A 14,389-nucleotide genomic window follows, 5' to 3' on the forward strand; every position below is an offset into this window, starting at 1 on the left:
GGAGACCCTTGACACGTCTTTTCATTTCACAAGCAGCTTTATTCGTAAAAGTTACACATAAAATATTACGCGGAGGTATCCCTGCTTCACCGACGAGATAAGAATATCGATGTGTCAGAGCCTTCGTTTTTCCTGATCCTGCACCGGCAATAACACGGACATAACCGTCTATTGATGTTATTGCCTCTATTTGTTTTTGGTTTAAGTCATTTTGAATAGAGTTAAGCATAAAGTATGTTCCTTTTTTAGATGGCTCCGTTGAATGAAAAAGTCATTGTAGAATAAGGCCCCTTAAAAGATAGTATAAATCGAGCGGTGTCCCATAAAAGGGTCTCGGCGTTATTTGTTCTTTCCGTATGTTTTCTTGGCCTCTTCCTTACAGGCCAGATAGGCCTTCATAACCGCCTGGAAGTAGGCGTCTTTGGCCTCATCGCTGATATCGCCGCCGGCAAATAAGGCGGTGTTCCTTTCCATGAGATAAGAAATTTCCTTTGCGGCTTTGTTGTCAAGCCGTTCTCTGGCCTCTTCGACATAGGGCTGTTCCTGTAATCCGAATAGCGGATCATAGATATCGTCCCGTCTCAGATATTCAGCGGAAACCTGCAGTTGCTCAGCCAGCTTTCGCAGATAGTAATAGCGAGGTGTTTTTTCCCCGATTTCATAAGCCGCAATGGAGCGTTTAGAAACTCCCACCTGATCGGCGAGTTCCTGCTGTGTAATGCGGAGCGCCATTCTGGCTTCCCTGACCTTATCTGCGAAGCTCTTCATATCTTGCATCCTTTCCGGTTCATCGTTCATGCACTATGTACATTTTTCCTGTTGACAACGGTTCATCTTTTAGCATAGAATATTGGTGAACCAGTTGAACATATGTTTATTATATGTTCATCAGATGAATTTGTCAACAGTTAAATTGAACCGGGTGATCAATACGGAGCGGGTAATCCTGCACAGCGATTTGAACAGCTTTTATGCCTCGGTGGAGATCATGCTGAATCCCCGCCTGAGAGGAAAGGCCATCGCGGTGTGCGGTTCCACCGAAGACCGGCACGGAATTGTTTTGGCAAAATCGGAGCTTGCGAAAAAAGCCGGCGTCAAGACCGGCATGGTGAACTGGGAAGCCAGAGCGGTATGCAAAGACCTTTTGGTCGTGCCTCCCCAATATGAGCAGTATCTGAAATATTCGAAGCTGACGCGGGCCATCTATAATCGGTATACCGATTTGATCGAGCCGTTCGGCATGGACGAGTGCTGGCTGGACGTCACGGGCAGCAGAGAAATCCGCGGCGACGGCATGGCGATCGCAGAAGAAATCCGAAGGACGGTTCGCGAAGAACTGGGCCTGACCGTCAGCATCGGGATATCCTTTAACAAGATATTCGCGAAACTCGGCTCGGATATGAAAAAGCCGGATGCGATCACCCGCATTACCGAAAACGATTTCAGAAAGAAAGTGTGGCCGCTTGCGGCAAGCGAACTCATCTACTGCGGACACGCCACGACCGCGAAACTCGCGAAGTATGCCATTTACACCATCGGGGACCTGGCGCTTGCCGACCCGGAGTTTTTAAAGCGGCTGCTCGGCATCAACGGAATTGCGCTTTGGCATTACGCCAACGGCACCGACCGCTCGAGAATCATGCACAGGGACTTTGTCTCTCCGGTCAAGTCCATCGGGCACGGAATTACATGCGTCTGCGATCTTGATACCGATGAGGATGTTTGGAGAGTCATTTTGGAACTGTCACAGGATATCGGCCATCGGCTCCGGGTGCATGAGCTGTCGGCGAAAGGGGTACAGGTTTTTGTCCGGGGAAATGATCTGCTCGGATGCCAGTTCCAGTGCAAACTGCCTTTCAAAACACAGCTCCCGTCCGAGATTGCCGCCGGCGCTCTGCGGGTTTTTAAAGAAAATTATCCATGGACGTCAAAGGTTCGTGCGGTCACGGTACGCGCCATCAACCTTGTATCAAAAGACGAATCCGAACAGCTTTCCTTTTTTTGTGATACCGCCAAAATCGACAAGCGCGAACGACTGGAAGACGCCGTGGAAAGCATCCGCGGCCGTTTCGGAAAAAAGGCGCTCACTTATGCGGTACTTTTAGGAGATAAAAAAATGCCGGACGACGGCAGACATCTTGCGAAAATGCCGGGATTGATGTATCAGTGAAAAAGATACGGATCCGATTCACTTCTCCGCGGAAATCCGGTACTGAAATTTTACGCAAAGGTTCGGATTTGCTTATTATCAAACATGGTATTTTTAAATAGACGAAAATTTAATAAGGATTACTGTAGAAAAATATCCAGACGATAATTTCGATAATCAAAAAGACGATTGATGTTATTGCTAATGATTTGGTTCTTTTAATAAACCCGAAGACAATACCGGAAATGAAAACCAGCGCAAGGATTACACCCAATAACATTCATGCGCGTTCTTCAGAGTGTATTTTATGATTATATCATATGCCCCTTTCAAGCTAAATCGCCGTAATAATAAATTTATCATATCGGGGTTTTATCTTCGCTCATATTGATTTCCTGTCATTGTAAGAGCTGGAGCTGCTGATAAGGTGAAGGTAATATTATCGGGAAAAACGGAATACGGCGTATTTTTGTGATTTAAAGTTATCGCCGCCTTGACATATTTTAAGAGGTTTAATACAATCATCATATCGAATGAATCATTCGGGCATTCGAATCTGTCTTTCTGTCTGCAAATAATAAAATTGAGGACGAATCAAACCAATGATTGAAATTGACGTCATTTCGGGCTTCTTGGGCGCGGGAAAAACCACGTTTATCAACCGGTTTTGCAAAGCCCTTCAAAATTTTGGCGAGACCGCCGTGATCATCGAAAATGAATACGGCGATGAAAGCATCGACGGCAAACTGCTCGCCGGCACAAAAAACGATGTTTTCGATTTGTCTCAGGGGTGTATCTGCTGCACCCTGAAAGATGAGCTTGCGGATACGCTTCTGCGGATCGCGGAGCAGCTGAAACCGGACCGAGTCATCATCGAGCCGTCCGGGGTTTTTCTTCTGTCCGAAATTTTCAATGTTTTCAAAAACCCCGAAATCGCGAAGCAATACGAAATATCCTCGCTCATCACCCTTGCCGACGCGCCGCTGTTTTTAAAATACAAGGGCAAATACGGCATTTATATGGAAAACCAAATCAAGTACAGCACGCAGGTTTTATTGACAAAACAAAGAGACCTGTCAAAAGAGCAAATCGGTCAAATCGTTGATGAGATTAAAATCATCAAACCCGATGCGGCTGTTTGCCTTGACAGCATGTTTGACCTCGGCGACGAACAGCTCATGGAACTCACGCAAAACAACCCCGTGGTTTATCCGGGCGAAATTGAAAAATCCAAACACGCCGCGTTAAAAAGCGTGACGCTGTATCCCAAAAAGCTCTATGAAGCCAAAGAGCTTGAAAAAATCATGAATGATCTGAAAAACGGCGTTTACGGCGATATCTGCCGTTTGAAGGGGTTTGTCAAAAACAAAACCGGCGCGGCCCGTTATAACCTGCAGTATGCCGGCGGCAACCATACCGTCTCCTTGACGCCCAAACAGTTTAAACCGATGATTGTTGTCATCGGAGAGCGGATCAATAAGGTAAAATTAGCGGAGATATTCGATTAGAAACAGACGGCGGAAGGGGCGATTGGCATAGGAATCTATCTGGACAACAGCGCGACGAGTTTTCCGAAACCCGAATGCGTCTATACCGCCGTGAACGACTTTATGAGAAACAACGGTGCGAACGCGGGCAGGGGCAATTATGCCCTTGCGCGGGATGCCGAAGAACTGATTTATCAAACGCGCAAGTCCGCCGCAAAGCTGTTGGGCGCGAAAAAAGCGTCCAATATCGTGTTTACCGGCAATGTGACGGAAGCTCTTAACATGATCTTGAAGGGCTTTTTGAATGACGGCGATGAAGTTCTCACTTCAAGCATTGAACATAACGCCATGTGGCGGCCTTTGAACTATTTGCAGCGTGATAAAAACGTAAAAATCCATACGTTCTCGTGTGCCAAAGACGGCTCGGCGGATTTACAGGAGATCAAAGACCTTCTCGGCAAAAATATCAAACTGGTTGCACTCGTCCACGGTTCCAATGTGCTCGGCAGCATTTTTCCGTTACAGGAGATCGTTGAACCGGCTCACGAAAAAAATATTCCGGTACTGGTTGACGCCGCCCAGACCGCCGGGGCAATTCCAATCAATATCGAAGCGTTGGGCGTGGATTTTCTGGCGTTCACGGGTCATAAAGGCCTGTTAGGGCCCACGGGTACCGGCGGGTTTTATATCAAAGAGGGGTTGGAACTCAGGCCGCTGAAAGCGGGCGGGACCGGTTCTGTCTCAACATCCCCGTTTCAGCCCGACAGCGTCCCCGACCGATACGAAGCCGGAACCATGAACACCATGGGTCTTGCGGGTCTCAAAGCGGGTACGGAATTTTTATTGCAAACCGGGGTTAACAAAATCCATGAACATGAGATCGCCCTTGTTTCCCGATTGCTCAATGGGTTAGCGAATATCGGGGAAGTGGAAGTATACGGCCCGCAAAGCGCCGAAAACCGCCTGGGACTGGCCACGTTCAATATCCGAAGCAGAAATCCCTATGACGTCTCGGCCTGGCTGGACGAACACGCCGGCATCATGGTGCGCGCGGGGCTTCACTGTTCCCCGCAGGCGCACCGGGTTTTGGGTACCGTTGAAACAGGCGCTGTCCGGGCAAGCGTAGGGTATTTTAATACCGCAGAAGACATCGATGCTCTTTTACAGGCGTTAAGGGATTATATCAAAATCGTAAGGAAATAAAACTATGTTTTTGGAATCGATCAGGGTGATTGAAACCGCCCCGTGTTTGGCGAACAAAGAGCGGTTCAAAGTGACCGCGAGAGCGTCGGTGAATTTGACCGAAATGCTGCCTTATCTGAACGCCATTTTGGAAAAACCGAATTATCAGGAGAGCTCGAATTCTTTGCGGTTTCTGAACGGAATTAACGAAATCACGATTCAGGAAAATAAAATCGGCATCGTTCGGGTCGCCAACCTGACCCAGGCCTACGAGCTGCTGGATTGGGTCAAAGACCTTGTCAACGACGCCTATGAGAGCCGTTCGGAAATCACACCGAATTACGAGAGCCGAAAGCAGCCGGGCGTTCTGCAGGTCTATAACGCGCTTCCGAAATTAAACTGCAAAAAGTGCGGCGAGCAGAGCTGCATGGCATTTGCCGCCAAACTCAGCAAATTCGAAGCCGAACCCGACGCCTGCCCCCTTCTCGGCGAACCCGAATATTCCGGATTGAGAAAAAAGTTGGCGGAGGTATTATGATACCGTCTTTGCAAGCGAATCACGTTCCTTGTGACGAGCAGCACTCGTCCGCGTAAAACAACTTTGTGTATTGATCATATTTATGTCAGATTAACGCATATGCGCAGCCATACCGACAAACGGATATGATCCGCCCCTGCGTGGCTATAAAAATGCCCGTAACCATTCAGTTACGGGCTTCATTTGACCTCTGCTTTTTATTTCTTAAAAAGTCCCTGATCGGTATGTGGCAAAAACAAGGCCGCGGTATATTCGTTCATATACTCGTTTTCCGTGCTCAAATCAAGATAAGTCACTTTCGCCGCGAGTTCCGCTTGCTTCTTTCGATGACTTTCCGATAACAGCGTCATATAAGCGCCGGATACCGAGGCGTTGCCCAAAAAGACATATTTGTCTTCCGGCAGTTCGGGGATCAGCCCGATGGTCTTGGCGTTCGTAATATTCAGATACCGCCCGAAACCGCCCGCGATATAAAATTTCGCGATATCCTCAAAGGACATGCCCACCTTGCCTAACATCGTGCGGCAGGCCGAAAAGATCGCGGCTTTGGCGCGGATCAGATTGTCGATATCCGCCTCGGTAATAAAAATTTCGCCTTTGCCGCCTTTTTGCGGGTGATCCACGATATAGCGCGCGTTTTTGCCGTCGATCTGCACCGCGTCACTCTTGCGGATGCGGTCGAACCGTCCCGCCGGATCGAGCCATCCGGTTTCAAACAATCCGGCAACCAGCGAGATCATGCCCGAGCCGCATATGCCGATCGCCGGACCGCTGCCGATGACCGCAAAGTCGGAAATGCCCGTCTCTTTGTCGACTTCCACGCGCTCAATCGCTCCTACGGAAGCGCGCATGCCCTTTTCGATGCCGCCGCCCTCAAAGGCGGGGCCGGCGGAGCAGGCGCAGCCCATCAGGAAGTCATGGTTGCCCAACACGATTTCGCCGTTTGTGCCGACATCAATAAAAAGATACATGTCGCTTGTCCCGGCGGCAAGCGGGGTGCACAGCAGCCCCGAGGTGATGTCGCCGCCGACATAGCTTCCGACGCCCGGCGCGATATATACCGGCGCTTCGGGGTGAATTTCGATTCCGATTTCCTGCGCGCGATAAAGCGGCGGCGCATAAACCGCCGGCGTATAGGGCTCGAGGCGGATATATTCCGGAATGATGCCGAGCAGCAGATGCACCATCGTGGTATTGCCCGCGACCGATGCGCTGCGGATTGAATGCGCATTAATATTATGCGCTTTACATAAAACCTGCACGATACCGTTGATGGTGCCGAGGACCTTTTGTTTCAGTTCTTCGAGCCGTTCGGGTTTTTGGGCATAGTTGATGCGGCTGATGATATCGAGGCCGCACGCGACCTGCGCGTTATATTCCGTCCTGGAACCGATCACCGCGCCGTCGCTCATGTTGACCAACAAAACGGCCACCGTCGTGGTTCCGATATCCACCGCGATGCCGTAATCTTCGGTTTTATCTCCGGCCGCGACGTCAACGAACGCGTTTCGCCCGTTCTCCGCCGTATGATAACCGGTGACGCGTCCTTGGTCCGCTCTCAGGGTTTCGGGCAGCAGACGCAAAACACTGAGCGAAATGTTAGGAGCTGAACCCAATCGATCGGCAGCGGCGCCGGAAAGGCGGTCCGCATCCGATAAACCATCCGCCATAATTGGAGGTGGTACTTGGATTTGAACGCTTTGAACAAGCGGTGAGATCTGTTTGGGGAACAAAGCGCTGTCCACCAGATTCAAATCGCTTTTTGCGTTGGAAAACTTACCTTCTTCGTTTTCATTCCGGTCGGAAAACACATTTACCGTCACCGGCCCGGTTTTCACTTTAGCCCTGCAGAGAAGCACATAGCCGTCTTTTAGCAGCCCGTCCGGCAAAGCGCCGTTGTTTTCAAACACCGCTTCGCCCGAGACGATCTGAACCAGGCATTTTTTACACAGCCCGCGGCCTCCGCAAGGTGTGTCGGCGTGAATGCCCGCGAGTTTCGCCGCATCCAACAGCCCCGCGCCTTCGGAAACCTCAACCGTGAAATTGCCCGGTAAAAATGTTACGACTGCCATTACTTACTCCTGTTGCCGGTATTAATAATAATGTAGGGGCGACCGTAGTCGCCCCTACGGTATGATAGGGTGAGAAGAATTATCCGTAAGGGGAATTCTTCGAGAGAATTGCAAAGCAATTCTTTTCGGGCCGTGCCCGATATCACCATTAAATTGGTTTATTTGCCGAGCACCGCTTTGATAAACCCTTGAATGTCTCCGGCCTCCTGCGGGCCGACCAGCACTTTCCAACCGGGCAGGTTCTCTTCCAGCTCTCCGCTGATCTGAGAGACATAACCGGGAATGACGATCCTGCGCGTGTCAACCAAGTCTTCCAAACCGTTTTCTTTGGCGAATTTGGCGATGATCGTTCCGGAGAATTTCCCCGCCGCCCATGCCGTCAGCACGCTCATGCCTTCGCATTCCGGTACTACGAGATACGCGCTGATGCCGCTGTTTTCGATCTCGCCGGACACAAGGAAGTAGGTCAGCGAGAAGTTCGTCGTCACAAACACCTCGGAATTCCGGTTCGGTTCGCCGATGGCGTAGATCTTCGGTTCCACCTGAATCGGCTTCTGCGGGTCGGTGTAGATATTCTGCCGCAGGGTCATCAGCAGCGCCATCTGGGCTTTGCTGAAGGTCGGAAGCACGATGATGCCGCCGTATTTGTCCGTCTCGGTCACGGCCTGCCTCGCGGAAGCGAACAGGTCATCCGTCTCGATGAACTTCAGACCCGCATATCCGAGCGCCTTGACTTTATCCTTGATGGCCGCCCGGCGGGCAATGGTGTTCGTCTGATACTGTTCCGCAAGCGAATCGGTTTTATACTGGATCAACAGTTCGTTAAAGCTCTTGCCTTTCAGATAAGCCGTCACTTGCGCGGCTTCATCCACGCTGCCTGCCGCAACCGCAAGATTAAACGTGTTTTCTTTGGCAATCGCCGTCATATCGTCGGCATTCTGCATATTGACGCCGCAGATGACGCCGTGTGTGCCTTTGAGCGCCGCTGCCGCAGCACCGGCGGCTTCAGTGGTACTTGCGCGGATGATGACCGGCAATCCGGTCGCTTCGCCCGCCGTTTTTGCGAAAGCCGCGTAAGCCTGCTCATCGCTGCCTTTTTGGGTCACGGCGACGCAGCCGATCGTCAGAACTTCGCCGACGCGCTCAAGTTTATATTTTTTAATTTCAGCGAAAATCTCAGCCGCATCAGCCGAACCCTCATCTACGTTGACCGCGAGCAGCGGCTGATGGACAAAGGTCTTTTCATGCCGGTACAAAACCGTCTCTTCGCCCAGCTTCGCGGTTCCCACCGTCACGGATTTGACAGGCGGTTCGCTGTCCGCGCCGAGGACGTTTTTTGCCTCTTCGGACGCGTACGGGCATTCGGAAAGATTCGCTTTTTTCGCGGCAAGCTTCATCGCAAACGCCAGACAGGTGTTGGAGCCGCACTCCTTGCAGTTGGTCTTGGGCAGAAGCTTTTGTATCTCTAATCCATTGAGTGCCATTTAATTACCTCCTGAGAAACTTGTTTCTCTGCCGTCCAGCAGTTCGCTGATGGCCTTTTTGACCTCACGCACCGCTTCGGGATGATACATGATGAGGACGTCCGCACCGGCGTACAGCAGGCTCAATGAAGTGGACATTTCCCACATCACTGCGCGGTCGGAGAGGCTGCCCCACATCGGGAAGTTCTCCTCGGGCGCTTTGCATTCCTTGAGTTTTGTGCACTCATATCCCGGTGATACGATCAGCGGGCTGCAGAGCATCTTATCGCCGCCGAGTCCGGACTGACGGATGCGCTCCATGACCGAATAGGAATATTCAATGCCGTAGCCGATGGCCGATGTCATCGGGTCGACGACGATCCGGTCGGGTTTCATATCCATGTTGGTCAGCAGAATGTTCAGCTGTTTGGAGATATTGACGTCGATCGGCGACTGCGAGACCAGCGTGTGCCCGTACGCGATGGCGGCACCGGCGATGGTGCGGTAATTGTCCTGCTCCACCCAGTTCAAGAGCAGGTTCTCGCCCTCACAGGCCTGCGCAATGGCTTTCATGACCTCGTTGTTCTTTTCATAATGGTTATGTCCGGTGATGATCAGCGGCACGCCGACCGATTTCAGCACCGACTGCACCAACTCGACCGCTTCCTGAGCGGATTTGTTGCCGCGCTCCGGATGAGTTCCGTCGAGCCGCACACTGATCAGATCCGCGCCGTATTTTTCGACACAAAGTTTGGCCATCGCCGCGGGGTCGTGCAGTACGTCTTTGAAAATCTCGCGCAGCGCCTCAGGGTATTTCGCGCTGACGGTATCGAACACTTCCATCGCGACGAGCGGGCGATTCGGCATCTCTCCCTCCCACAGATGGAAGGGCATGCAGGTCTCGCCGCCGATGGTATAGGTCTTGGTGCGTGTGCCGCCCTCGGCCTTGGTGTTGCCGAGTTTGACGGTATGAATCGGAAGCTCGCATTTTTCCTTGCGTACCGCGAGCGATTTGATCTCAGAAATCCGCTGTGCGGCGCTCACTTTGGGCGCGGCGGCTTCCGCAGGTTTCGGCGCTTCTTGTTGAATCACCGGAATAGCGGCAGCTTTGCCTAAGAATTTTTCCGCCAGCACGTCGATGATGCTCGAAACGACGTCCTTGGTCACCGAAGCCCGCACCTCATCGGCGAGCTGCGCTTTGATGGCTTCGATGTCAACTTGCGCAACAGCCGCGGCTGTCACAGCCGGAGTCGGTTTTTCGGCGCTCTTGTTTTCTGCCGCGCCGGGGGTTTCCGCCGCGGGGGCTGCCGCTTGTTCTGTCGGTGCAGCAGTCGCTTCGGCCTCTTCCGAGGATTCCAAATAAATCCGCATGTCTTCCATAGAAAGCGCGGGGTGCTTAACTTTTTCCATATAAGCCCGGACTTCTTCGGCATTGGTCGCAACGGTCTCGTCGGCGATCATGTCATACAGCTCGGGCATTCCGATTTCGGTAAAACGCTGCATGAGGTCGTTCTTTAACAATTCTTTCAGTTCTTTCGGCATCCAGACCAGACGTTTGAAACCGCCTTCCGCCGCGATGAACTTCTTGGAAGTCAAAAACATCTTGCCGCAGCCGATAAAGCCGGGTGTCTGCTGTCCGCCGCCGACGCTGCCCGCCAAAGTTGAGAAGGTCATACCGACGGGGGTATCGCCCGGGAACTCGCGGTTGACGACCATCAACCCGTTGCATTCGGGCACGAACGCGACGATCGCTTCAAAGCAGCCGCAGCTCGTCATTGGGTGATCCATCAGGGAATAGGCGCAGAATGAATCAACAGTTTTGTGGCTGTTGGTATAGACAAATTCGTTGATGCCCTTCCAGACGCCCTTGCGCGCGTCCAGGCATTCGCCCTTTTTGAGCGGTTGGTTGGGGCCGGTCTCATCGATCTCATAAGCCGCTTTGCCGTCCAGCCAGTTGTATGCGCCGCAGAGCCCGAGACGTTCGGGTGTGATGACGCAGACATGGTTCGGGGCGAACGACTGACAGAGTAAGCAGGAATAGAACGTATCGACCGATTCATCCGTCATCGCTTCGAGACGGCGGTTACGCTCGTCATAGACTTTGCGTGCGATCTTGAGGCGTTTTTCCACTTCCGCCTGGTCGGTGATCAACGTCACTTTTACTTTATCGACAATCGCCGGATAATCCGCCAAGAATCTTGCGTGGAGGATGTCGCCGTAATGCCGCAAGCGGAGGCCCTTGGCGTAACCGTCTTTGGAAACTCTCGTCCAGACAATATCGCGCTGGCCCATATGCCAGATGCCTTCCGCGCCGTTCACCAGATGGTGAATCTGACGTTCCAGAATCGGCTCAAAATCGGTCTGCATCTTTCTGCCGGCCACTTCGACCCAGATCGCAAGCGGTAAAATCGTCCCGGGCTCGACCGAGTCGAGATCGGGTCCGATCACCTGAATGTCATTATCGTTGATTTGGTCGGTCTCCACGCTGGTGACAAACTCAAAGCAGGGAGACTTGTTGCCGCCGAATTCCGCGTGCACATTCCCTTTGCGGATCCGCTCGCCCTCGAATGCGGGACCGTACGGAACCGGAACGGGCACGTCGACGACTTTGATCTTGCAGCCGCGCACTTCGAGCGCTTTGGTGACCATCTGGTCATACGGGACATTCGAGACAACATGCTCGTAGGTGCAGATGCCCGTCGGTAAAATCTCGGGGATGTCGGTGTCGGCGATGACAGGGAAGCCGTAGTTGAGCGCGCCGGCCGCAGCCGCGTATTTATCCGGAGTGACTTCGCCGAACGCGAGTACGAAGGCGAAGATTCTGTTTTTGTTATATTTGAGGTTCGCGGCAAAGTCGCCCGGCTTGACGCCGCCGAACGAGAGCGCGGCGCGGTTGGCAAAACCAAGTGCGTAGATCAGCGCGGAGACGTCGCTTCCGAAGGGGACCAAGCGGGTCTCCCAACCGAGCTGTACGCCTTCTTCGGCCAGCTGTTCGGCAAACTGCTTGCCGTTCGTGCTGCCCGCCATAAACACATAGAGGTTCTTTTGCTGAAGCTCTTTGGCGATCCTGACCGCCGTGGCGTTGTCGGGCGCGGCGCCTGTGATGGCCGCAAAACCCGGCGCGGTGCCGTCGACGAATTCGATGCCGCGCTCGCGCATGATGACGTCGCTCGCGGCGCCGAGCCAGATGCCGTTCACGGGATTCGGCCCGATGATGTATTTGCAGGCCTCAATCACTTCGCAGGCAAACAGGGTGGCGACGCCCGCGTCCAGCGTGTTGCCGAGATACGGCAGCCATACATTGTCGGCGGGACGGGCGGGCAAAAGCTCTCTGGCTTCTTTTAATATCTCACGCAGATCCGAAAGGGTCTGCATTTTCTTTCCGGTAAACGAATAGATCACCGGCAGATAGTAGTTGGTGTCGGGAAACGTTACGGGGCAGTTTTCGCCTTTTTCCGCGATGGCTTTTTGAACCATCATCTCCGCTTTGACAACCCATTCGACGGCACCGTCAATCGCGTTTGTACAAATCAGCTTAGACATCCATGCCCCTCCTGTCTTTCATATCATAGAGCTTGCGTTCGGCCTTTTTGTTGATGCCGAGTTTGTCGCGTTTTTCGTTGAGCAGTTTCATGATCAGCTCAACGGCCGTCATCGGATCTTCGCAGACATGGAAGGAGGCGCCGAACAGATCGGCGGTCTCTTCGTTCAAGAATTTTGTGACATTCTCGGAGCCGGAGACGTTAAACCCGGACCCCAAAACAACATCCACGCCGGACGCGACAAAATAGCTGCCGATGGCAATCGCTTTTTCGCTCATCCATTCGGGCGCGACGCCGACGGCAGGCACCATCGAGAGGTCGTCGCCGAGTCCGCCCTCGAGCACCACTTCGGTCGCCGCTTCGAGGATGCGCGAGTTGTCGACGCAGCTTCCCATATGTAAAATCGGCGGGATTCCGACGGTTTCACAAATCTCACGCAGTCCTTTTCCGGCCATCTCCAAACCGATCTCGGGTTTGAGCATGCCCGCTTTTCCGGACGCGATCGCCGCGCAGCCGGTTTTCAACACTAAAACATTGCGTGCGATCAGCTCTTTGGTCAGGATGTTGGTGTATTCGTCCATCTTGCTCTTGGGGTTGTTGCAGCCGACGATGCCGACGATGCCCGTGATCCTGTTTGCGATAATCGCGTCGTTGAGGGGGCGGAAGGACGCTCTGTATTTGCCGCCCAGCATATATTTGATGGCATTCACGCTGAAGCCCGCGACCATCGGCTCGCTCTGTTTGGGAATCGAGACCTTTTTGGAATCGCGGTTTTTATAATTGTCGATCGCGCGCATCACCAGTTCTTTGGCGGACTTCAGGGGGAATTCTTCGTTCAAGTCCAATTGCGTCGCGCCGACGGTCTTTGCGATCGGCGTCGTCGAGACGATCTCGGTGTGATAGGATTTCGCCACTTCGGGCAAACTCGGCATGCAGCACTGCACGTCGATGATCATCATCTCCACCGCGCCGGTGACGATTGCAAGCTCCTGTTGGAGCAGATTGCCGGCTACCGGTACGCCGTGGCGCATCAGGATCTCATTGGCGGTGCAGCAGATGCCCGCGAGCGTCACGCCCTGTACGCCCCTGGACTTGGCGTATTCGAGCACCTCGGGGTCCTGTACCGCGACGGTCAGCATTTCGGAGAGCTCGGGCTCATGTCCGTGGATGATGATGTTGACGGTATCTTCTTTCAACACGCCGAGGTTTGCCCGGCTTTTGACCGGAGCGGGCGTGCCGAACAAGATATCCGATACGATGGAGGCCGCCCGAGAGCCGCCCCATCCGTCCGCAAGCGCGGTACGGAACGCGTGCATCAGCAGATGCTTATAGTCATGGTCCACGCCCATTGTCGTTCTATGTAACGCTTCGACGACCATGCGGTCAATGCCGAGCGGCATCACGTCTTTGGCTTTCCAGACGCCCTGGCGTTTTACGGGCGCCAGATCAAGCGTCTTTAAAGTTTCTTCCTGAGAAGAAAACTCGCCGAGCAGCAGGTTTGCCAAATCGAGCGCGACTTCTTCTTTCGTGCGCCCTTCGCGGTTGATCTTATACAGGTCAGCGGCATACCAAAGCGCTTTTGCGTCTTTGATCGCGTATCCGTTCCCCTGTCCCTGCGCCACTTTCTTAAGCCGGAGCACCAGATGACGGCCGTGATCCGAGTGGGTCGCCGTACCGCCCGCCACCGATCTTAAAAAGTTGCGTGCCACGATGGTATCCACATCCGCGCCGCAGACGCCTTTCGGCGCTTTGGGTGTGATGCGGCAGGGGCCCATATGGCAGTTGCGGCAGCAAACGCCGCTTTTTCCGAAACTGCACTGATTCTTTTGCAGTTCCATGCGGTCAAAACAGGTCTCTACGCATTCAATCTGCGCTTTGACCAGCATATCAAGCGAAGCGCCGTCAGAAACCTTGTTTTGAAAATTTTCGAAATCCGTCGCCAATGTCTGCACCTAC

10 protein-coding genes are annotated in these 14,389 nt (G+C 53.0%); 4 read left to right on the plus strand and 6 right to left on the minus strand.

What is annotated here, in order from left to right; all coding sequences use genetic code 11:
* Positions 1-229: UvrD-helicase domain-containing protein (locus PKH29_03750; GenBank protein ID HNX13947.1), on the minus strand; the 229-nt coding region annotated here is incomplete at its 3' end.
* A gap of 110 nt (positions 230-339) precedes the next feature.
* A complete protein-coding gene (locus tag PKH29_03755; protein HNX13948.1) occupies positions 340-768 on the minus strand; it encodes a helix-turn-helix transcriptional regulator in 429 nt (142 codons plus the stop codon).
* A gap of 130 nt (positions 769-898) precedes the next feature.
* Here PKH29_03755 and PKH29_03760 point away from each other — a divergent pair, with 130 nt between their 5' ends.
* The 4 genes from PKH29_03760 to PKH29_03775 all read left to right on the plus strand — a co-directional run bounded on the left by PKH29_03760 (position 899) and on the right by PKH29_03775 (position 5,356).
* On the plus strand, positions 899-2,170 hold the full coding sequence (locus PKH29_03760; protein ID HNX13949.1) for a DNA polymerase IV: 1,272 nt from the start codon (positions 899-901) through the stop codon (positions 2,168-2,170).
* 581 nt (positions 2,171-2,751) lie between these two features.
* Positions 2,752-3,657: a GTP-binding protein gene (locus PKH29_03765; protein HNX13950.1), complete on the plus strand. Its 906-nt coding sequence runs from the start codon at positions 2,752-2,754 to the stop codon at positions 3,655-3,657.
* Between the two features lie 33 nt (positions 3,658-3,690).
* Complete coding sequence (locus PKH29_03770) at positions 3,691-4,839, plus strand: aminotransferase class V-fold PLP-dependent enzyme (protein HNX13951.1); 1,149 nt, start codon at positions 3,691-3,693, stop codon at positions 4,837-4,839.
* 4 nt (positions 4,840-4,843) lie between these two features.
* Positions 4,844-5,356, plus strand: a complete 513-nt coding sequence (locus PKH29_03775) for a (Fe-S)-binding protein (GenBank protein HNX13952.1) — start codon at positions 4,844-4,846, stop codon at positions 5,354-5,356.
* Between the two features lie 197 nt (positions 5,357-5,553).
* Here PKH29_03775 and PKH29_03780 read toward each other — a convergent pair whose 3' ends face one another.
* The 4 genes from PKH29_03780 to cooS all read right to left on the minus strand — a co-directional run bounded on the left by PKH29_03780 (position 5,554) and on the right by cooS (position 14,385).
* On the minus strand, positions 5,554-7,428 hold the full coding sequence (locus PKH29_03780) for an ASKHA domain-containing protein (GenBank protein HNX13953.1): 1,875 nt from the start codon (positions 7,426-7,428) through the stop codon (positions 5,554-5,556).
* Between the two features lie 158 nt (positions 7,429-7,586).
* Entirely contained in the window at positions 7,587-8,912 is a 1,326-nt protein-coding gene (gene acsC / locus PKH29_03785) for an acetyl-CoA decarbonylase/synthase complex subunit gamma (GenBank protein HNX13954.1), read from the minus strand.
* Positions 8,913-12,434: an acetyl-CoA decarbonylase/synthase complex subunit alpha/beta gene (gene acsB, locus PKH29_03790; protein ID HNX13955.1), complete on the minus strand. Its 3,522-nt coding sequence runs from the start codon at positions 12,432-12,434 to the stop codon at positions 8,913-8,915.
* Positions 12,427-14,385 (minus strand): anaerobic carbon-monoxide dehydrogenase catalytic subunit, encoded by a 1,959-nt coding sequence (gene cooS / locus PKH29_03795; protein ID HNX13956.1) that lies wholly within the window; start codon positions 14,383-14,385, stop codon positions 12,427-12,429. Before cooS ends, acsB begins: the two co-directional genes overlap by 8 nt.
* Positions 14,386-14,389 lie beyond the last annotated feature (4 nt).

The sequence above is a fragment of the Oscillospiraceae bacterium genome, assembly GCA_035353335.1.
GTDB lineage: Bacteria > Bacillota > Clostridia > Oscillospirales > JAKOTC01 > DAOPZJ01.